Annotated in this window: 11 protein-coding genes; all 11 read left to right on the forward strand. The window is 35.1% G+C overall.

What is annotated here, in order from left to right:
* Nucleotides 1-279: 279 nt before the first annotated feature.
* Nucleotides 280-1,263, forward strand: a complete 984-nt coding sequence (locus QLQ94_RS15865; RefSeq protein ID WP_271336860.1) for a helix-turn-helix transcriptional regulator — start codon at nucleotides 280-282, stop codon at nucleotides 1,261-1,263.
* Nucleotides 1,263-2,258 (forward strand): helix-turn-helix domain-containing protein, encoded by a 996-nt coding sequence (locus QLQ94_RS15870; RefSeq protein ID WP_271336861.1) that lies wholly within the window; start codon nucleotides 1,263-1,265, stop codon nucleotides 2,256-2,258. Before QLQ94_RS15865 ends, QLQ94_RS15870 begins: the two co-directional genes overlap by 1 nt.
* A 500-nt stretch (nucleotides 2,259-2,758) precedes the next feature.
* Nucleotides 2,759-3,754 carry a helix-turn-helix domain-containing protein gene (locus QLQ94_RS15875; RefSeq protein WP_271336862.1) on the forward strand — a complete coding sequence of 332 codons (996 nt, stop codon included), beginning with the start codon at nucleotides 2,759-2,761 and terminating at the stop codon, nucleotides 3,752-3,754.
* 760 nt (nucleotides 3,755-4,514) lie between these two features.
* A complete protein-coding gene (locus QLQ94_RS15880; RefSeq protein WP_482497768.1) occupies nucleotides 4,515-8,600 on the forward strand; it encodes a tail fiber domain-containing protein in 4,086 nt (1,361 codons plus the stop codon).
* 316 nt (nucleotides 8,601-8,916) lie between these two features.
* Nucleotides 8,917-10,179 carry a T9SS type B sorting domain-containing protein gene (locus QLQ94_RS15885; RefSeq protein ID WP_482497770.1) on the forward strand — a complete coding sequence of 421 codons (1,263 nt, stop codon included), beginning with the start codon at nucleotides 8,917-8,919 and terminating at the stop codon, nucleotides 10,177-10,179.
* Between the two features lie 72 nt (nucleotides 10,180-10,251).
* Nucleotides 10,252-11,190 (forward strand): PorP/SprF family type IX secretion system membrane protein, encoded by a 939-nt coding sequence (locus QLQ94_RS15890; RefSeq protein ID WP_271336865.1) that lies wholly within the window; start codon nucleotides 10,252-10,254, stop codon nucleotides 11,188-11,190.
* Between the two features lie 13 nt (nucleotides 11,191-11,203).
* Nucleotides 11,204-13,141 (forward strand): OmpA family protein, encoded by a 1,938-nt coding sequence (locus tag QLQ94_RS15895; RefSeq protein ID WP_271336867.1) that lies wholly within the window; start codon nucleotides 11,204-11,206, stop codon nucleotides 13,139-13,141.
* A gap of 111 nt (nucleotides 13,142-13,252) precedes the next feature.
* Nucleotides 13,253-13,606 (forward strand): hypothetical protein, encoded by a 354-nt coding sequence (locus tag QLQ94_RS15900; protein ID WP_482497772.1) that lies wholly within the window; start codon nucleotides 13,253-13,255, stop codon nucleotides 13,604-13,606.
* 131 nt (nucleotides 13,607-13,737) lie between these two features.
* Nucleotides 13,738-20,607, forward strand: coding sequence for an Ig-like domain-containing protein (locus QLQ94_RS15905; protein ID WP_271336869.1), 6,870 nt, complete (start codon nucleotides 13,738-13,740; stop codon nucleotides 20,605-20,607).
* Between the two features lie 196 nt (nucleotides 20,608-20,803).
* Nucleotides 20,804-22,843, forward strand: coding sequence for a site-specific recombinase (locus QLQ94_RS15910; RefSeq protein ID WP_271336870.1), 2,040 nt, complete (start codon nucleotides 20,804-20,806; stop codon nucleotides 22,841-22,843).
* A gap of 255 nt (nucleotides 22,844-23,098) precedes the next feature.
* Entirely contained in the window at nucleotides 23,099-24,130 is a 1,032-nt protein-coding gene (locus QLQ94_RS15915; protein WP_271336871.1) for a helix-turn-helix domain-containing protein, read from the forward strand.
* The last annotated feature ends 64 nt before the right edge of the window (nucleotides 24,131-24,194 follow it).

A 24,194-nucleotide genomic window follows, 5' to 3' on the forward strand; every position in this document is an offset into this window, starting at 1 on the left:
AAAAAAATCCCATTTATTGAGAGGTGGCATTTTTATTACTTATTGGTTAGTCGTATGAATAAGTTTTAAGGTTAGACATGATGCTAATCTGGTAAAAATAAAAGAAAAAAAGGGTGTGAATTCTAATTAATTATTTCGATTATATAATCCCATTTTTATTTTTATTCTAAATCTAAATTTTATTTAATTGGCGATAATAACAGATGTATAGAAGAAGTGTATAAAAAAACATTTATTTTTGTTAGTAAGAATTATACCAAAAAACATTTTAATTTAAGAATGAAAAAAATTACGCATCATTACGGAGTAGAATTGGATTGGGTTGAACCATTAACTTTAGAACTTGAAGGAAAGGTTGAAGGCAATTTTATTGTAGTGCCGGATCATATTCATACCGGAGACAGATATTTTTTAGGTCTGGGTTCAAGTATCTCGGTTATGTATATAGACGTTGTGTACAATTCAGAAATTCATTTAAGGCAAGAAAACAAAACAGATGATTTTATTGGGCTTTATTACAATCTTACAGAAGGAGAAGCTGTTTTATTATCTGATGATGTAGCGAATCCGATTGGGAGATGGAATTACAATTTGGCAATTTTAGACAGTACTTTATCTTCAGATTATATTGTTAAAGCAGGCAGTAAAACTTTTGCTCTTTGCATTTTTATAAAAAAGGATCTGATAAAAGAATATTTTCAGGATAATCCCTCTCTAAAAGAACATGCTGACGAAATTCTTAACCCTGAACTAAATACTATCGTTAAGTTTACGAGAATGAGTAACGACAGTTATAATCTTTTAACGAATTTGAGAAGTCATGAAGTTGGAGGAACAGTTTTTGACTTATATTTAAGAGGAACGGTTCAAAATTTATTAGCGGAGTACATCGAAAAAATGACTTTTGAAGAAATTGTAATTGATAAGATCAATGAAAATGATTTATCGGTTATTATAAAGTCTCAATCTTATTTAGTAGAAAATCTGAATCAACTATTTCCCAGTATCGAATTTCTGTCGCAACAGGCGAATATGTCTGAGTCTAAATATAAAAGTCTGTTTAAAAAAATTACCGGAATGACGCCAAATTCATTCTTCTTAAACAATAAACTTGTTGAAGCAAAACGGCTTTTGCAAGAGAGACAACTAAATATTGCAGAGGTTTCTGATAGCTTAAGTTTTACGAATAGTTCCTACTTTGCTGTAAAGTTCAGAGAATTTTTCGGAATGTCACCAAAGGATTTTGTCAAACAACTTGAATAATGAAAGAGGTTCGTCATATATATTCTCTCACTTCTGAATGGCTCTACGATAATGTAGAACAGCTAGGAGAAGGAGCGGAGGTAATTGACGGAAGATTAACAATAATGCCAGAACTGGCTGAAGGTGGCTTTTTCTTTACACAAGTTTCACCCGGTCTTTCGGCTGTGCTTTTAGATTTAACTTTTAAGGAACCTATTCAAATCAGAAGACTTCGATCAGATAATGATTTATATATCATACATTATGATTTTAGCGATGAAATAAATCTAATTCATATCGATGGCGTAAAACACAAAATAGGATATAAGGCTAATCTGGGATTAGGAGTTGTAGATAATGCTATCGAAAATATTTTTCAGCCCGTTGTTGGTGAGCGCGTTTTTGCGTTACGTTTATTGGTGACTAAAGAGTTATTAAGTGTTTCGATCAACAATAAAAACAAAAAAAGCGATAATAAACGTAAAATTAAAAGTGATAAAAATACACTGTTTTTTTATGATCATATCGATAGTAAAAGCAAGCTCATAATGCACGCTATAAAAAACAAATCTTTTTTAGATCCTGCGTTCGAAATTTATTTACAGGGAGTTAGTTTGAGATTGTTGGCGAAGTTTATTGATCGATATTCTAATCTTGCTCAAATGCTGCATCATATACCTGAAAAAGAAGTTACAGCTTTAGACCTGACAAAGAATTTTATGCTGGGCAATTTGCTTCACGGATTTCCCGGAGTAGATATGTTGGCAGAGATGTCAGGAATGTCAGTTACAAAATATAAGTATTTATTTAGAAAAATTTTTACCACCACACCCAACCATTTTTTTACAAGACAAAAAATGATTTTGGCCAATGAGTTTCTTAAAAGCGAAAATTTTAATGATATATCAGAGATTGCCCATAAATTAAATTATGTCAAAGTAAGCAAGTTCTCTTTTACATATTCCCGGCAATTTGGGAGAAAACCTGCGGATGATTTTTTAAAATCAGAATTTTAATATTGCATATAAGTTTTTATTTGTATCAAGTCCTTTTCAATTCATTAAAGGATATTTCGGCTGTTAATCTAAACAGCAAACACTTCACATTTATTTTTACAGTAGTCTTAAAAATGTCTTATTATGATATTTATATGACGTATTCAGGCTAAAAGTTTACTTCTATTTGCATCATAATTATTTAGTAAGATTAAGGTCGAAAATACCTTCTGAAAATTTATTTACAATTGAGTTATAGAATGTTTTTATTGAAATTATTATGTTCCGGTAATTTTGGTAAGATTTTAAATTTGAATATGATTTTATGTTATTTCCATCAATAGCAAATCATTTTCATACCTCAATTTTCCTTTTTTTCTTCTGGATAATTTACCCATTAAAGCTGTACAATAAACTATTGTCCCGCTTTCTCATACTTTAATTTATTAGCAATAGTCCTGTTTTTTTATGGGCTGTAAGATTCTTTAAATGTCTTGAGAAATCTTTATTAAACATTTAAAATGATGATTGAAATTAACCACAGATACTCTTTATCCTCAGAATGGCTAAGGGAACTTGCAGGGCAATTTGGAGTAGAATTAATTGATGAAAAATTACTGATTATACCAAAAGAATTTGCCGATGGCGGATTTTTTTTCACAACAATAACGCCCGGACTTTCGGTTGTGCTTTTAGATATAACATTTAATCAAAATATTCATTTAAGAAGACTTAAATCAGATAATAATTTATTCATTATACATTATGATTTTAGCGATGAGATGAATCTGATCTATATTGATGGTGTCAAACACAGTATTGGATATAAAGCCAATCTGGGACTTGGGGTTTTTGATAATGCGATCGAAAATGTTTTTCAGCCCGTAATTGGTGAGCGTGTTTTTGCAATGAGGCTAATGGTTACCAAAGATTTATTAAGTACATCGATTGCTAATGCAGATGAAGAAAACAGTGTTAAACGAAAAATAAAAAGTGACAAAAATACGCTGTTTTTTTACGATCATATCGATAGTAAAAGCAAGTTGATTATGCATGCGATAAAAAACAAATCATTCTTAGATCCTGCATTCGAAATTTATTTAAAAGGAGTAAGTTTAAGATTGCTTGCAAAGTTTATTGATCGATATTCTAACCTTACTCCAATGCTTCATCACATTTCCGAAAAAGAAGTTGAGGCTTTAAATCTGGCTAAGGAATATTTATTGAATAATTTATTTAGTGCATTTCCCGGAGTTGTGTTTTTGGCCGAAATTGCTGGAATGTCAGTTACAAAGTTTAAATTTTTATTTAAAAAGATGTTTGTTAGTACTCCTAAACACTTTTTTTTGAGAGAAAAAATGATTTTAGCCAACGAGCTCCTTAAAAGCGAAAATTTTGAAAAAATATCAGATATAGCAAGGGAATTAGGGTATACAAAGACAAGTTTACTTACTATGGTGTACTTTCAACAGTTTAAAAGAAAACCGTGTGAAGATTTTATAAGCTCAAATTATTGAAAATTGAGAAAAACCAATTAAAATCTGAATAATAATGTGTCTTAATATGGTATTTATATGACCTCGATGGATAAAAAAATCACCTTACTTTGTTATCTGTTTAATCGAAATTATAACCTAAACAAGTATTCCTTATTATGAATTAAAAAGTGTTGCTATTATTGTTCTTGAGATTTTTGGAGAAATCAACAAAACCTAATAACTAAATAAATTTAGCTATTAGGTTTTTTCTGTTAAGGTAAAATGATAGAAGTTTAGAGATAAGAATAATACTTTAATTTTTTTGTCAGGTGATTGAAACGACAAGTTTTTTGTTTTTTTGTCTTGTATGTCAATGATTTGTATAAGTAGCCTATGGTGGTTTTACTGATTTTCTACTGCTAATTGTATTTTTTAGAAAAAAGAAATAGCAAAATATAAAGCCTTCTAATGTGCTTTTCTTTTTCTGCTAGACATACTATAGGTAATACTTGTTTATAATGTTAAAATGGTAAATAATTCACATTTTACAAATGCTGCTTTTCTTTTCGGTTAGCAATTATCTATCATAAACTGTAATTATGTCTTAATGTGTTATTTTTTTGACGTTTAGTGGATAGCGGATTAATTTCCTTTGTACCATAAATTATTTATGTTATGCATTAAAGCTAAGTATGTTATAAATATCTATCATTTCTTTAACGATTTTGAAGGTATTAAGTGCTTTAACATATTGGTTTTGAGAATTAATATTTCATTTTAATAATTAATGGCTAATACTATGCAAATAAGAAATCCTGGAGTTGATGGTACAAATGGTCTTGATGGAAAAGATTTTAAGTATGAAGATTTTACACCAGAACAATTAGTTGGTTTAACAGGACCACAAGGTCTAACCGGAACTGACGGATCAAATGGAACAAACGGTCTTGATGGAAAAGATTTTAAATATGAAGATTTTACACCAGAACAATTAGTTGGATTAACGGGACCACAAGGAATCTCGGGAACAAATGGTCTTGATGGAGCTGTAGGACCTCAAGGAATTGCAGGAACAAATGGTATTGATGGAGCTACAGGATCTCAGGGATTACCCGGAGTTGACGGAACAAATGGTATTGATGGAGCTGCAGGACCACAAGGAATCGCAGGAACAGATGGAGCAGTTGGACCGCAAGGTCTAGCCGGAGTTGACGGATCAAGTGGAACAAACGGTATTGATGGAAAAGATTTTAAGTATGAGGATTTTACACCAGAACAATTAGTTGGATTAACTGGACCGCAGGGAATTGCAGGAACAAATGGAGTTGATGGAGCTACAGGACCACAAGGAATTGCAGGAACAAATGGAGTTGATGGAGCTACAGGATCTCAGGGATTACCCGGAGTTGACGGAACAAATGGTATTGATGGAGCTGCAGGACCTCAGGGAATTGCAGGAACTGACGGATCAAATGGCGCAAATGGTCTTGATGGAAAAGATTTTAAATATGAAGATTTTACACCAGAACAATTAGTTGGATTAACGGGACCTCAAGGAATTGCAGGAACAAATGGTATTGATGGAGCTGCAGGACCACAAGGAATCGCAGGAACAGATGGAGCAGTTGGACCGCAAGGTCTAGCCGGAGTTGACGGATCAAGTGGAACAAACGGTCTTGATGGAAAAGATTTTAAGTATGAAGATTTTACACCAGAACAATTAGTTGGTTTAACGGGACCACAAGGAATTGCAGGAACAAATGGTATTGATGGAGCAGTTGGACCTCAGGGAATTGCAGGAACAAATGGTATTGATGGAGCGAGAGGATCTCAGGGATTACCTGGAGTTGACGGAACAAATGGAGTTGATGGAGTTGCAGGACCACAAGGAATCGCAGGAACAGATGGAGCACAAGGTGTAGCTGGATCAAATGGAACAAACGGTCTTGATGGAAAAGATTTCAAATATGAAGATTTTACACCAGAACAATTAGTTGGTTTAACAGGACCACAAGGAATTGCAGGAACAAATGGTATTGATGGAGCGAGAGGATCTCAAGGATTAGCAGGAGTTGACGGAACAAATGGTATTGATGGAGTTGCAGGACCACAAGGAATCGCAGGAACAGATGGGGCAGTTGGACCACAAGGTCTAGCCGGAGTTGACGGATCAAATGGAACAAACGGTATTGATGGAAAAGATTTTAAGTATGAAGATTTTACACCAGAACAATTAGTTGGATTAACTGGACCGCAGGGAATTGCAGGAACAAATGGAGTTGATGGAGCTACAGGATCTCAGGGATTACCTGGAGTTGACGGAACAAATGGTATTGATGGGGCAGTTGGACCTCAAGGAATTGCTGGAACAGATGGAGCAGTTGGACCGCAAGGAATTGCAGGAACAAATGGTATTGATGGAGCTGCAGGACCTCAAGGAATTGCAGGAACAGATGGAGCAGTTGGACCACAAGGTCTAGCCGGAACTGACGGATCAAATGGTATTGATGGAAAAGATTTTAAATATGAAGATTTTACACCAGAACAATTAGTTGGATTAACTGGACCACAAGGAATTGCAGGAACAAATGGTATTGATGGGGCAGTTGGACCGCAGGGAATTGCAGGAACAAATGGAGTTGATGGAGCTACAGGATCTCAGGGATTACCTGGAGTTGACGGAACAAATGGTATTGATGGGGCAGTTGGACCTCAAGGAATTGCTGGAACAGATGGAGCAGTTGGACCACAAGGTCTAGCCGGAACTGACGGAGTTGCAGGCCCAAAAGGTGATGTTGGAGCTACCGGAACTCAAGGTCCAATAGGATTGACAGGAGCCGCTGGTCCCAAAGGAGATGTTGGCGCGACAGGATTAGCTGGAACTGCAGGAGCACAAGGTCCCAAAGGAGATGTTGGCGCGACAGGATTAGCTGGAACTGCAGGAGCTCAAGGTCCCAAAGGAGATGTTGGTGCAACAGGATTACCTGGAACTGCAGGAGCTCAAGGTCCAATAGGAGATGTTGGCGCAACAGGATTACCTGGAACTACCGGAACTCAAGGTCCAATAGGATTGACAGGAGCCGCTGGTCCCAAAGGAGATGTTGGTGCGACAGGATTAGCCGGAACTACTGGAACTCAAGGTCCCAAAGGAGATGTTGGTGCAACAGGATTACCTGGAACTACCGGAACTCAAGGTCCAATAGGATTGACAGGAGCCGCTGGTCCCAAAGGAGATGTTGGTGCGACAGGATTAGCCGGAACTACTGGAACTCAAGGTCCCAAAGGAGATGTTGGTGCTATAGGATTAACTGGTCCGGCAGGAGCAAAAGGAGACGCTGGTAATTCTGCGCCGGTTTATACAGCCGGAACAGGTATAGTCGTTGACAATACAAATCATGTAATATCAGCTCAAAACACAACAAATCTATGGAATGCGAATCAATTACAAGGCAGACCAATAAATACAGCCGCTCCAACTTCTAATCAGGTTTTAGCGTGGAATGGTACAAATTGGTCGCCTGCAACTATAGCACTTAACGAACCATGGAGGGTAGCCGGAACTATAAATGAAGCCAACGCAAATACTCAAAGTATATATCAAATGGGGAATATCGGTATCGGAACTACTGCTGCATCGACCTATAGATTAAATGTTTCTGGTGGTAATCAATTAATCGGAGGATCAGTTACACCAACATTGAATTTTCTTAGCAATGGTACAGGTAATACAAATGCTAATGCGCAAGGAGCAATCAGTTTTTGGGAAGCTGGAGCAGAAAATACCTGGGGAGGCGGATTGGAATTTAATAGCCCCGCAGCATCAGGTAATAACAGATTAGATATATATGGAGTAACTGCCGGCGTAAAAAGTACTATTGCAACTTTTGACGTGCAAAGTGGCAGATTAGGAATTGGGACAACCACTCCAGGAAAAGAATTATCTGTAGTAGGAAGTGGTTTGTTTTCGAATACGTTACAAATTGATGGTACAGCCACAGGAGACGGAACCGTAAGAACAGGATTGTTTTTTGGACCTGGTACCTCCGGAGAAGGTATAACTTCTAACAGAACAACTTCTGCTAATGGTAATGTAAGCGGATTAGATTTCTGGGCTGGAAATAATAAACGTGTGTCTGTACTTAATAATGGTAATGTAGGTATTGGCAGGCTCGATGCAGGTCAAAAATTAGACGTTGCAGGAGTAATTAGAGGAACTGTTATGCATATTAATAGTGGAAGCATATCAGGAAATTACGGTGGAACAACTGAATTAAACTTTATTCGAAGTGCAGCAAATGACAGATGGGTTATGGGATCATCACTTAATGGAAGAGGCAATGATTTTTTCGAACTGGCTCACATAAGTGGTGGAGGTATTTTTACCAATAGAGTCCTTGTTTATAACAGGACTAATAATAGTATGGCAATTAATCAGGCAGATACAAATGATTCATATAGATTTTATGTAAACGGCGCTGCGGGCGGAACATCTGCCTGGAATTCCACTTCTGACAGAAGATATAAAAAAGATATAACGCCAATTGTAAATGCGTTAGATAAAATCATGAAAATAAATGGAGTTGGTTATAACTGGAGAGCTGATGAATTTAAAGATATGACTTTTGATAACAAACACCAATTGGGTGTTATTGCTCAGGATATTGAAACAGTTTTACCAGAGGCAGTAACAGTCGATGATAAAGGATATTACTCAGTTTCGTATACAACTCTTATCCCTGTACTTGTTGAAGCTGTTAAAGAACAGCAGAATGAAATCTTGCTAAAAGATAAAAAAATGCAGGAATTAGAACAAGTACAAAAGAATCAGCAAATAGAATTAGAAAATTTAAAAAATGCTGTAAAACAATTATTATCTAAAAAATAAAAGGATTTAAGTACAGTCTTTATTAAAAGGCTGTGCTTAATTTTTGCGTGTCATTAATAGTGTAAAGTGTTGTTAATCTTGTTTTTAATTTCTGTTTACTTGGTTAATACCAATATCTTTTTTTTTATTTAGATAATAAGCACGTGGCAAAAAAATGTCTTAATCTGATGTTTTTTTGACTTATTAAGGACAATGCTTTTTGTCTCTTTGCAATGTAAATAATGCTATCCAATTAAATCTTTCAATGTATTACAATCTTAGATATGCAGACGATGCTATTTATTTAACCTGTATCGATACAGTAAACTGATTTTATATGAAAAAAAAATACCACATTATAAAAACAACAACAATTTTTTGCTTTCTTTTTTATTGCTCTTTAGCTAATCTACAGGCTCAATTGTTGAATCCGGATCAAATTAAAGTAGCACCCGGAACTATAGTTTCGGTATATTTTGATTTTAAAAACACTTCTGGCGGAGAATTTATAAACGACGGTCAGGTACATATTTTTAACCACTGGACTAACGACGGAAAAGTTTATTTTACGCCTTCTCAACAAGGAACTACTTATTTTACAGGAAACGAAGAACAAATTATTGACGGCGATTTACCTTCACCTGCCGTATATACCCGTTTAAAAAATGTTGTTTTCAATAATAACTCTGGGGCATCACCTTTTTTATTGGCTACAGATATTTCTGTTTCCGGTAATTCAAATTTTCAAAAAGGAATTATTGATGCTGACAGTTATAACGGAAAAGTAATTTTCGAAAGTAATGCTGTACATTCTAATACAAGTAATAATAGCTTTGTTGATGGCAGAGTTACAAAACTTGGAACAGCAGCTTTTGAATATCCTGTTGGAGATGCCAATTATTATCGTCCTTCTATACATGCAAATTCGGCAGATAATTTAGACAGCTATACTTCACATTATTTTTTACAAAATTCAGATCCTGCTTATCCGCATAATAGTAAGCAAGATAATATTCGATTAATAGATGATAAAGAATATTGGGAAATTACTAAAGATAGCGGACTTACTAAAATTGTTCTTTCTCTTACTTTAAATCCGGAGACTACGCCATCATACATCTACGGAGAAAGTAATGACACACAAATACAAATTGTAAGATGGGATCCTGCCACAGCAAAATGGATATCAGAAGGTGGTGTTGCAGATGTGGCACAAACAATGGTTACTGCACAGGTTTCAGGTTATGGCATTTTTACAGTAGCCAGAGTAGTTAAAATTCCAGAGGAAAAAGATGATTTGATTGTTTATAATGCTGTCTCACCAAACGGAGATGATAAAAATGATTTCTTCATTATAAAAGGCATTGATAAATACCCTGATAATACTGTTGAAATTTATAATCGATGGGGCGTTTTAGTTTATCAAACCAATGGTTATAACGAAAGTGATCGTGTTTTTAGAGGATTCTCAGACGGACGTGCAACCGTAAACAGAGGCGCTGGTCTGCCAACAGGAACTTACTTCTATATTCTAAAATATAAAACAGTAACTAACGTCAAAGAGAGAACAGGCTATCTGCACCTAAATCAAGATAATTAAAAAACGAATTTATAAGTAGTGTTTTAACAGCTATTAATAAGCACTGCAATTATTCTTCCAAAAAAAAATAAAATGAATATAAAGAACATAAGATTATTGATCATAATTGTGCTCACCAGTAATTATATGAGCGCACAACAAGACGCACAATATACACAGTATATGTACAATCCAACTGTTGTAAATCCCGCATATGCCGGTTCTCGTGATGTCATGAGTATTTTTGGGCTCTATCGGACCCAATGGGTTGGATTAGAGGGAGCGCCAAAAACAGGAACACTTTCCATGCATACCCCAATAGAAAATTCGAGATTAGGCCTTGGTTTCTCGCTGGTTAATGATCGCATAGGCCCATCAGACGAAACAAATTTATCGCTGGATATATCCTATACAATTGATGTTTCTTACCAATACAAATTAGCATTTGGAGTAAAAGGAAGTGCGAATCTAATAAACGTTGATTATACGAAACTAGATATTTATGATCCCTCAGATGCAAGATTTCAGCAGAATATAGATAATAAATTCTCGCCCAATGTAGGGGCAGGAATTTACCTGTATTCAGACAATACTTATATAGGACTTTCGGCTCCGGCATTATTGCAGACAAAACATTTTGACGGATCCGTGAACTACAATGATTCCGCTACATTTTTTGCAGGAGAACAAGTTCATTATTACCTAATGGCAGGACATGTTTTTGATTTAGATTATAATTTAAAATTTAAACCATCGGCATTGGTTAAAATGACCGAAGGAGCTCCGCTGCAGGTTGACTTATCTGCTAATTTTTTATTTAACGAAAAATTTACTGCCGGCGTAGCTTATCGCTGGAGTGCGGCATTAAGCGCATTAGTAGGCTTTCAGGTAAGCGACGGATTATTTATAGGATATGCCTATGATGCCGAAACAACAAAATTAGCCAATTATAATTCAGGCTCACATGAAATTTTCCTGCGCTTTGAAATGTTCAAAAAATACAACAAGATTGTTTCTCCAAGATTCTTCTAAACAGATATTTAATATGAAATCAAAAATACTATTGAGTGCCTTAATTTTAGTCGTTGGATTAGAAAGTTATGCTCAAAATAACAAAATTAAGAAAGCAGAAAAGCAATATGAACAACTCGCTTATATTGATGCTATAAAAATTTACGAAAACGTAGCGGATAAAGGATATAAATCAGTTGATTTGTTCCGGAAATTAGGAAATGCCTATTATTTTAATGGCCAGTTACAACAGGCAAACAAATGGTATACAGAACTTTTTTTGCTCGATCAAACCCTTGATCCCGAGTATTATTACCGTTATTCGCAAACCCTTAAATCAGTAGGCGATTATAATAATGCCAACAAAATACTGGATGCCTTTAATACATTAAATGGCAATGATTCAAGAGCGAAATTGTATGAATCAAACAAAGATTATTATGCTGAAATCAAAGAAAATTCAGGACGTTATGTCATAGAAAATATCGATATAAATTCTGAATTATCAGATTACGGAACTTCGTTTTTAGGAGATAACATTGTATTCGCAAGTACCCGCGAACAAAGGGGAATTTCAAAAAACATACAAAAATGGACCAATCAGGCTTTTTCTACTTTGTATACAGCAAGAGTAAATGAAAATGGCACTTTAGATAAAGTACAGAATTTTAAGAATATTGTTGATTCTAAATTTAATGAAGCTACTCCTGTTTTTACCAAAGATGGACAAACAATGTATTTTACCCGTAACAATTATAATGATGGAAAAAAGGGAAAAGATGCACAAGGAACCACTTTACTAAAGCTGTACAAAGCAACTTTTGAGAATGGAAGATGGTCGAATGTAAAAGAACTTCCTTTTAATAGTGACTTATACAGTACAGCACATCCTGCATTAAGTCCTGATGAAAAAACACTATATTTTGCTTCTAACAGACCCGGAACCCTGGGAGAATCTGATATTTTTAAAGTAGCCATTTACAACAATGACCTTTATGGAACACTTGAAAATCTGGGAAACACAATCAATACAGAAGGCAAGGAAACTTTTCCGTTTGTATCTGCCCAAAATGAGCTCTATTTTTCCTCAAACGGACACCCGGGATTAGGAGGTTTAGACGTTTTTGTAAGTAAAATCAATTCAAACGGAAGTTTTGAAAAAGTTTCTAATGTAGGAACTCCAATAAACGGACCAATGGATGATTTTGCTTTCGTAATAAACACCACTGCCAATACAGGATATTTCTCTTCTAATCGTGATGGAGGAAAAGGCTTTGATGACATCTACCGATTTACTGAAACCAGAAAATTGTCTTGTGAACAATTAATTTCAGGAACAGTTACAGACAAAAAAAAACAATCTCTTCTGGCTGGAGCCAAAGTAATAATACTCGATGAACATATGAATGTTGTTAAAGAACTTTCTACTGATGACAAAGGAAGTTTTAGTTATGACAGTGCAGAATGTGGAAAAGTATATTACATACGAGTACTGAAAGAAGAATATCTGACCGCCGAAAAAAAGTTGGCATTACCAGTCAAAAAAGAAAAAACAGAGGTAAATATTGCTTTAGAAAAGAATGTCGAAAAAATTACAGTCGGAACAGATTTAGCCAAAATATTTGCAATCGAGATGATTTATTTTGATTTGGATAAATCAAATATTCGTCCTGATGCCGCCTTAGATATTACCAAAGTTGTAGAGGTAATGAAACAATATCCTACCATGAAAGTTGAGGTTGCATCGCACACTGATAGTCGTGCCTCTAAATCGTACAATCTTATACTATCGCAAAAAAGAGCACAATCTACCTTAGATTTTATGGTAAAATCCGGAATTGACAAAAGTAGATTAGTTGCTAAAGGATATGGAGAAGCCCATTTAGTAAATAAATGTGCTGATGGTGTAGAATGTTCTGAAGAAGAGCACCAACAAAACAGAAGAAGCCAGTTTGTTATTACAGCAATGTAATCTGGAAATAAATTTATCAGAAGTCATTTTATTGGTAAACAATAAAGCTCATCCTTTTAGGATTGGGGAAAAAGGATGAGCAGGCTTCTCTTGAATAAAAATGTGAATTAGATGATTATGAAAAAGGGAAAAGCGCTTGTATACGACAGTCAGCACTGTTTTTCAAGATTTTTGAAGTACGAGTTTAAAAAAGATCTGGCATTTGATGCCTACAAAAATTTTAAAAAATTCGATAATGTAATTGACCACTATACAATTATGTTGTTTGTCATTAATTCAGACAAGGAATTATACGATCTGCTACGGATTTATAAAAGAGGCGTGCCCTTGATTGTCTGCACATTTGATAAAGAGATAAAAACAAAACTGGAAATCATAGAAGATATTCTGTTACTGGATCTTTCCAAAGTAAAATCAGAAATGAGATCACAGTTAAAGTTCTTTATAAATGTTACTTCTAAGTAATAAAAAAATCAAGAATTAGAACATCCCCGGACATAATTCTTTGTTGCAAAAAATTTCCGTTAATGAATTTGTAGTTGGAAGTAAAGATGTCCCAAGCTATCCTATTTACCAAAAACAAATAAATCTAAATTATGAAAAATATAAAATTACTATTACTTTTTTTTGTCTTCCTACCCTTAACAGCAATCGCACAAGGGCTCGATTTTACCACAGTAACCACGCCTGTGTTTTGTGTAAATGATGGTTCGATTACCGTAACGGCTACTAATACAACAGGACGGGTACAATATGAACTGGTAAATTATAAGGCAACAAAAAGATCCGTAATAGGCGTTCCTCAGGATGACCCTGTTTTTCTAAACTTAGCTCCGGGTACTTATACCGTTGGAGTATATGATGATAATAATGCAGCAATCCCAGTCACAAAAGAAGTTATAGTACCAGATTACGGATCCGGAAGTACATTAACCATAAGCAGTATTTATTCTAATCAATTGGCGTATTGTGCTACTGATACAGATCCCGGTTCAAGATTAACAGTTGTTCCCAATGGAGGTAGTACACCTTATACCATAACAGTATTGGATACTAATGATGTTGTCGTGCGAGAAGAAAGCTCATATAGTAGTTATAGTTTTCAGGCAATGTCTCCGGGTACCTATAAAATAAGAGTAAAAGACAATTGCGGAACTGTTGTAAACAGTAATAGCCCTCATGTTATAGCAAGAAATATAGTATATAATTTTACAGTTTCTACACCTATGTATTGGTATTGGGACAATAATGTTAAAGTCACTCATAGCGGTGCAGGAACCATCTGTGATCCTGTTACAGATGCTTATTATGATTTTAGCTATTCGGGAGGAATTCCAGTCATTAAGGGTAATGATGCATTTCCGATATCTCAGGCGCCGGGAATAACCAGAATGTATGCAGTAGAATATGATGGTGTCAAAACACCTTATATGACATATAGCGAGCTTCAGGCCTATAAACAACCTTTGCCATTAGATATAAATACATGGAAACCAATGACTTTATGGGTTTCAATTTGTGGAGTTGAAAAGTCTACTATTTATGATTTTCCTTATCGAAAAAATGAATTTTTACCAAAACTTATTGCAAATGCAGGGTTAACATTTTATTTAGCTGATGATGCCGCAAGTACACTTTGTACTCCAACAGGGTATGTAAAATTATCGAGGTTGTCACTATTTTCGGGTTTTTGTGATCCGCTTACGTTAACCATTACCGAAAAAAATGGTGCAGTGCCTCCACAGCAATATACGATAACAGGAGCAAACCAAAATGACTTTGAGGCTCAGTTAATCATTGGAAATACCTATACCTTAAAGCTTACGGATATAAACGGAAGTGAATTAAACAGGTTTTCCTATGTAAATGTGACAAGAGGTCAATGGATAAATTTGAATTCAAGGACAGAAGTGTTTATAGATCCAGCTAGCTTTCGTTACTATAATCAGGATGAATTACCACTCGAATTAGCCAGCATGGCCGATTTTAATAATTTTGGAAAAAGTCAGCTTGGTATCAAAGCAGATTATTTTATGCCAATGCCTTATAGTGTAGCAGTTACAGGACCCAATGGGTTTTATATGGAGAAAACCTTCACAAAGCTTAATTATAGTGGTGCATTTATTAGCGATAATCTGGAAGTAGGGGATTATTCGGTTCATGTTACTTCGGCAACAGGATGTTATGACAGGACTTTTACCACTACCTTAGACAGGGTAATAAATAGTATTTCTGTTACTTCAACTATTACCCCAGATCCAATTGCTTGCGATCGTTATGTAAAAACGTTTAATTATACAATCAGTAATCAAGGATTATTAAGACCGTATCCCAGCACCAGTTTTGAATCGATGTTTAATGTCCCTCAAATAAGCTTTAAAGTAATTGACGGACCTTCAGGTTATACGCAAACCAATGCAGTAATAGATGGTACTTATAGCTGGTTGATGTCATTTCGTTCAACAGCGACAGCAGTTTTTAAAGGAGATATTACAGGACTTTATAAAATAAATCTTGTAGATTATAATACGCCAGCAAAAGTATTTGGCGGACCATGGGAATTAGATGTAAAATCAGAGTTTCCGGTGTTTGATATGAATGGTTCAGGAGGTGCAATTTGTGCCGGATCTACAACCGGAACATTGAGTATTGTAGTTAAAAATGCCACATCTCCGGTGTATTACCTAAAAAAAGCAACTGATACCAATTATCCTGCAACAGGACAAAGTTCGCCTGATTTCCCTAATCTTACCGCGGGTGATTATATGGTAAAAGTAGAAACAGCGTGTTATCCAACAGCTTTAGAAGCTTCTTTTAAGATGGACTACATCAGCAACATAGGAAGTGTTATAACAGGAACTAATGTTTTATGTGATACAGATTCACTAAATTTATCTATTAAATCAATAGGTCCAATAGCAAACGCAATATGGACATTGCCTGATGGAAGTACTCAAACTTCAAATAATTTGGTAGTAACTAATCCTCAAGCCGGAGAATATTCGGTAAATGTTACCACACGTTCGGGTTGTACCGTTACAGATAAGATTGAAGTAAAAGTAAAGCGACGATCAGTAGCAGCAGATCAGATGCCGATGCATCCTAAGACATGTAATTTAGGAAATGAAATGTTATTATCAGCTTTTAAATATCCTAATCCAACTACAGGTAAAATGTACAATTGGTACAGTTCACCTGAATTAGGAGCAGAGAATTTGATTTATAGCGGAAATTCATATTACAGATTTACTCCCACAGAAATTAAAACCTATACATTTTATGTTACCGTAACAGATGACGAAGCGTGCGAAAACTTACCGGGTACAGCTGCAGAAGTTACTCTGATGGTTATTCCGGAGCCTCCTGTACCTAACGGAGATGCGATTCAGAAATTCTGTAAAGAAACAACTCCTCTTGTATCTGATTTGGTAACTGATGCACTCGTAGATATAGCCTGGTATGCCACTCCAACAATAGGAGACGCGCCAATTCCTATGAATACGCCTCTAGTCGACGGGCAATTGTATTATGCAGGTACTTTGTATGGAGGGGAATATTCCTTTGGTTGCGAAGGAAAAACACGATTAGAAGTAATGGCACAATTAAATGACAGAGCCACTGCTGCTGACATTACAGGCCTTAGCCAGTCAATTTGTAAAGGACAAAGTGCTGATATCTTTGTTATGTCAAGTGTTGTAAATCCTGTATTTACATGGTATAGTGACGCTGCTTTGACAAACGTAATTGCCACAGGAGAAAATTATGGTGTAACCCCAACCGAAACAACAACATATTATGTTACTGTACAAGGAGATGATGCCTGCGAAAATCTACCGGGTACGGCCAAAGAAATAATTATATCAGTAAACCCCTCACCAATGATACCAACAGGACCTGACACTCAGGAATTTTGTGCAAGTGCAAACGCAACGGTTGGTGACTTAATGACTAACGAAACGGGTGTAGTTTGGTATACAACACCCTCAGGAGGTATAGCTTTACCAGCTATTACAGCTTTAACCAGCAGAATATACTACGGTGAATTACAAAATGGTACATGTGTAAGCGATTCACGACTCGAAGTAACAGTCAATATTAATCGAAATGCTGTTGCAGCAGATATTACAGGTGTATCTGGTTTAACTTTATGTCCTGGAACATCTGCTGAAATGATAGCTCAAACTACAATAAGTAATCCGGTTTTTACCTGGTATGATGATGATGCCCTGACGAATGTTATAGGTACTACTGATTATATTATCTTAGGACCATTGGTTACAACAAGCTATTATGTTACGGTGAGTGGAGATGGTATCTGTGCTAATACACCAGCTACAGCCAAAAAAATTACACTTACTGTAAATCCGAATCCGGAGACACCTACAGGAGATACAAATCAATCTTTTTGCGGAGCAGCTACTGTTGCAGATTTAGTGGTATATGGGACTAATATTCAATGGTATGATAGTGCAGAATTCGGAAGGTCTATTTCACTAAATACACCGTTGGTTAATGGAACAACTTATTACGCAGCATCACATGTTTATCCGTTTTGCGAAAGTGAAATTCGTCTTGCTGTAACAGCAGGAATCTATCCTCCTCTGATTGTAACACCACCGGCTCCACAAATAGCAGGTAATCAATGTACTTTTCCAGGTATTAATTTTGATAGTAATAGTCCGGGAACTACTTATGTCTGGAGGGTTGATGATTGGAGTATTGGTTTAACAGATAATTGGACTTCAAGTCCTAATATGCCTTCTTTTAAAGCAGTTAATACAGGAACAGCACCGGTAACTGCAATCGTAACAGTATATCCAATTGGAACCGTATGCGGAGCAGGATCATTTACGTTTACTATTACGGTAAATCCTGATATAATTTTGACACAACCGGATGATAAAAAGGTTTGTAACAATAAGACGGTTTCAGAAATTATTTTTGAAAGTAACATAATAGGAACAACCTATAGTTGGACTAATGACAATCCTAAAATTGGATTATCTGCTATTGGTACAGGAAACATACCTGCTTTTATAGCGACTAACGATGGGAATGTTACAGAAATTGCGACTATTACAGTAACACCTTTTGCAGATGGCTGTACAGGTACGCCTGTTGTATTTACTATTGAGGTAAATCCCGAGGGAGCTATAAATAGGATCGAAAATCAAACAATTTGTTTGGGAGAAACAGCTTCATTAAATGCCAGTAGTTCTAATGTAATCAATCCTGTATTTACCTGGTACAGTGATGCCGCTTTGAAAGATGTTTTAGCTGTTGGTGCAACTTATAATGTCTGGCCTTTAGTAACAAGTGTATATTATGTAACCATTAAAAGTGATCATATATGTGAAGGTGCAGGTATGCCAGTAACGGTGATTGTAAATGAAACAGTACCACCAACAGGAAATCCTTCGCAAGAATTTTGTTCAGATGAAAATGCTACAATTGCCAGTTTAATTACCAACGAAAACAATGTTATTTGGCACGATGCAGCAAACGCAGGAAATATAATTCCATCAGGAACAGCTTTGGTAAACGGAACAATTTATTACGGATCTTTAAAAGTGGGATCATGTGAGAGTACAACACGTTTGGCAGTAACAGCAGTAATAAATAATACGGAAACGCCAACAGGAAATTCTTCGCAAGAATTTTGTTCAGATGAAAATGCTACAATTGCCAGTTTAATTACCAATGAAAATAATGTTATTTGGTATGATGCTGCAAATGCAGGAAATATAATTTCATCAGGAACAGCTTTGGTAAACGGAACAATTTATTACGGATCTTTAAAAGTGGGATCATGTGAGAGTACAACACGTTTGGCAGTAACAGCAGTAATAAATAATGCGGAAACCCCAACAGGAAATTCTTCGCAAGAATTTTGTTCAGATGAAAATGCTACAATTGCCAGTTTAACTACCAATGAAAATAATGTTATTTGGTATGATGCTGCAAATGCAGGAAGTATAATTCCATCAGGAACAGCTTTGGTAAACGGAGCAATTTATTACGGATCTTTAAAATTGGGAACTTGCGAAAGTACAACACGTTTGGCAGTAACAGCAGTAATAAATAATGCGGAAACGCCAACAGGAAATCCTTCGCAAGAATTTTGTTCAGATGAAAATGCTACAATTGCCAGTTTAACTACCAACGAAAATAACGTTATTTGGTATGATGCACCAAACGCAGGAAATATAATTCCATCAGGAACAGCTTTGGTAAACGGAACAATCTATTACGGATCTTTAAAAGTGGGATCATGTGAGAGTATAACACGTTTGGCAGTAACAGCAGTATTAAATAATGCGGAAACCCCAACAGGAAATCTTTCGCAAGAATTTTGTTCAGCTGAAAATGCTACAATTGCCAGTTTAATTACCAATGAAAACAATGTTATCTGGTATGATGCAGCAAACGCAGGAAATATAATTCCATCAGGAACAGCTTTGGTAAACGGAATAATTTATTACGGATCTTTAAAAGCTGGAACTTGCGAAAGTACAACACGTTTGGCAGTAACAGCATTTGTTAAAACTGATTTACCGGGAGAAACTATTGGTTGGAATACCACAGCATGTGCGGGAGATGAGGTAACGTATAGAACCACAGCGATTATGTCTCATTATAACTGGATTGTTATAGGAGGTCTAATTAAATCAGGAGGACAATTAAATGATGATTTTGTAACGGTTACATGGACAACAGCAGGAAATGGTTCAGTAGGAGTAGAGTTTATCAATGCTTCTAATTGCAATCCAATTGTAACGATTCATTTTCCAATAGCAATAACAGTTTGTTCAGATATCGCGATAGGGAAAGCAGTGAACAATCCGACACCAACGATTGGAGAGCCCGTAATTTTTACTATAACAGCTACTAATATCGGAACGAGTGATTTTCAAAATATAAGTATTAATGAAATGCTGCCATCAGGATATAGTTATGTAATAGCAACCACAACATCCGGTAATTATAATAATACGACTGGTGTCTGGAATCTTCCGGTTTTAAATGCAGGAAAAACTGAAACGTTGACACTAACAGCAAAAGTATTAGAAACAGGAGATTATCTTAATATAGCTTTTTTAAGTTCATCTACCCCTGTAGATCCTAATCCGGACAACAATCGTGCAGAAGCAACTGTTGTTCCTACGGAAATAGTGATTTATAACGCAGTTTCTGCCAATGGAGACGGATTAAATGATTACTTTAAAATAGAAGGATTACAGCATTATCCGGAAAATACAGTAGAGATATATAATCGCTGGGGAGTTAAAATCTATGAAGCCAATGGATACGGATTAAATAATAACGTTTTTCGAGGTATATCTGATGGAAGAACAACAATAAAAAAAGGAGAAGTAGTACCAGAAGGAACCTATTTTTATATCCTGCGATATAAAACAAATACAGGATCAGGAATAGAAAAAAGTGGTTATTTATATGTTAATTAAAAAGTGATATAATTAAATCATCAAATAAAAACTGTCCGGAGAATAATTTCCGGACAGTTTTTTTATCTAATATTCTTTTCCACAGAACCTATAATCAAGAATTATTTTAAATGTCTTAATTCAATACTTTTTAAACGTTTTTAAATAAAAAGAATGTGTTTATTTGTACAAAACAGTGATAATTAAATTTGATAAAATGAAATTGAGGAGAAAACCAAAGATGACATTAAAATATTTTTTCGAAAAAAACTTTAATGACGAACAGTTATGGAAATCTAAAATAGAAAATATAGAGTTGCTGGTAGAATTGGTAAATTTAATTCGTCCTAAAAAGCCAAAAAAAATAACAGAAGTCGATTTGTCCCAACTGATTTATCTGCTTCAGGAAAATCCAAATTATCGTGACGGATTAATGGATTGTATCCGTACTAATTTAGAAAATAAAAAGTTTAATAAAATCCTTTCTGACGCAGGTATTCTCCAGGATGCAAATTTCTTTTTTGAAGTGCGCAAGAGAATTTTTGCCAAATTAATTCCAGAGCAGCCGGAAAAAGATACATTGCAATTTATTCTAAATCAGGTATTTTTTTCTAATACAGATTTGTTATGGATCAGTAAAATACCTCAGGAGCAAGTCCTCCAATTATTTTCTCTCTTAAAATTTCATTCTATTTATGGAGTCAGAGACGAAAATTCAGCATTTAATGAACTGGTTTTTGCCATGGAAGTTATTACTTACCGCATTTGCGGATCTGCGATGGAAACAGATGTAATACGAATGGTACCAGAATATGAAAACCTCGAAAGTCCTTTTATTGCCTTTCAGCGTGAATTGTTGCTAATGAATGAGAAACTGATGGCGTCAGCGGATAATGCCATCAATGAAGAAGATTTAGGATATAAACAACTGATTATCCTGCACAAACAATGCACAGATTATATCGAAACAGCCTTTAAAAACAGTAATAAATTCGGGATTTCGCTGCATGTAAACCAAAGTTTGTTGCGAATTCGCCAACAGCTTAACCGCCTAAGATCCCTATTACCGCTTTTAATACAAGGTAATGAGGAAGACGCCAAAAGAAACACGATTTACCTCTCTTATAAACTGATTAAGTACAACTGCGATAAAAACAATATCCAGAAACTAATTAATGAGAGTACCCAGCTTTTATCTTACGAGATTACCCAACATACAGCCAATACAGGAGAACATTACATTACAAACAGCCGAAAAGAATATTATAAAATGTTTTTTTCAGCAGCCGGTGGTGGTTTTATTGTTGGGATACTTTGTATTATCAAACTCCTTTTAGGAAAAGTACACGCCAGTGGTTTTGGTCATATGTTTTTGTACAGTATGAATTATTCGATAGGCTTCATCATCATTTATATTCTTGGGTTTACACTGGCAACAAAACAGCCGGCAATGACAGCTTCTGCATTGGTAAGAGCTTTGCAGGAAGGTTTCAAGCAAAAAGTGCAGGACAAAAAAGAATACAAGTACAAAGAGTTTGCTATATTTTTTGCAAGGGTATTCCGCTCCCAGTTTATCGCCTTTGTAGGTAACGTAATCATTGCCTTTCCGGTTTCATTATTCGGAATCTGGGCTATTGATCAAATTTTTCACTATAATATTGCTCAGGAAAAATCCGCAACTTTAATCAATGATCTGAATCCTATTTATTCTCCTGCAATTTTGCATGCCGCTATAGCCGGGGTTTTTCTGTTTTTATCAGGAATCATTGCAGGTAGTATCGCCAATCGTGACAAACACAACCATATTTACTATCGTATTCAGGAACATCCATTACTTAAATTGAGTTTAGGAAAAAAGTGGACGAAAAAATTGGCTTCACTGTATGAAAAAAAATGGGCAGGGATTATTTCTAACTTTTGGTTTGGTGTTTTTATGGGAAGTACCGTTTTTATTGGGATTTTCTTTGGATTAAATATTGACATCAGGCACATTACTTTTGCCAGTGGTAACTTTGCTATGGGTTTATATGGCGCCGATCTTTATGTTACCAGAGATGTGTTTTTATGGTCAGTTTTAGGTATTGGACTTATTGGTTTAGTCAATTTCACGGTTAGTTTTAGTTTATCACTTGGGCTTGCATTTCGTTCCAGAAATATTCCGCTCTCAGAGTTAAGACAAGTGGCAAGAGCAATTTGTAGATATTTTAGAAGTAAACCGTTGCAGTTCTTTTTTCCGCCTAAGAATAATGCTGTATAAGTAATAACATTTATTGTTTTATTTATAATGTAATGCTTGGTAAAGATTTAATATGTGCCTTTAGGTACTAAATATCGGTAGGCATTAATTTCAAGTGCCGTAGGTACGTAAAAAAACGACAGCTATTGCATATGCACGGCACGCTAAATTAATTACAATGAGCAAGACAAAATAAATTGTCATTCCCATCAGATGAATCAGTTTTAAAAAACTGTATATTTGATTTTAAGATAGTAAAAAAAACACTTTTGTTCTATGAATTTGGATAATCAACTAATGTTCTTTTTTAGTGCTTTAGGAGCTTTTAATGGTCTTTTGCTCGCTGTATATTTTGCATTTTTTGCGCAAAAGAAACAATTTTCAAATTACTTTTTAGCGCTATTGTTATTTACATTAAGTATTAGAATCATTAAATCTGTATTTTTTTATTTCAATCCAAATCTGTCCGGCATTTTTATTCAAATTGGTCTTTCAGGCTGTATTCTAATAGGGCCGTTTCTCTATTTATACCTGAGAAATTGTATAACAAACAATGCAAGAAGATGGGGATTTCATATTTTTCCGTTTCTGTTGAGCATTACGATTTTGGGAATTATTTATCCTTATGTTGAGCACAGCGCGGTATGGAGCAAATATATAGTGTGCGGTATTTATGTACAATGGCTCCTTTATATCATTGGATCTTTTAGATTTGTAAAACCTGCATTTCAAAAACTTATTCAGAAGAAAGAAAAACTGACCAGTATCGATATCTGGTTATTGAGTATTTTCGTTGGCGTATTTTTAATTTGGCTTGCCTATAATATTGCTTCTTACACTTCTTATATTGTGGGAGCGATTTCTTTTTCTTTCGTACTTTATCTAATGATATTGCTTTTTGTTTTGAAAATTAAAAAAAACACTTCATTTTTTGAAGAAAAAGAAAAGTATAAAAATAAAGCAATAGATCACACGACTATTGAACAGATTACCCAAAAAATAAATATCATAAAAGACAAAGAACTCTATCTAAATCCAAACCTGAAACTTTCTGATACCGCAAAAGAATTAGAAGTTTCCCAACACAACTTATCCCAATTTTTAAATAATAATTTAAACATATCCTTTACGTTATTTATTAACGAATTAAGAATCGAGAAAGCCAAAGAATTATTGTCACATCCTAATTTATATACTATCGAAGCTATAGGATATGAAAGTGGCTTTAAGTCGAAATCTACTTTTTTTACAGCATTCAAAAAAATAACCAGCCAGACCCCTTTAGAATTTCAAAAAACAAAAAGATAAGTTCAGTATTATAAATCAGAACTTATCTGGTGTGTTTTAAGACATCCAGGCTTAATGAATTATG

The organism is Flavobacterium sp. B114r, assembly GCF_056824125.1.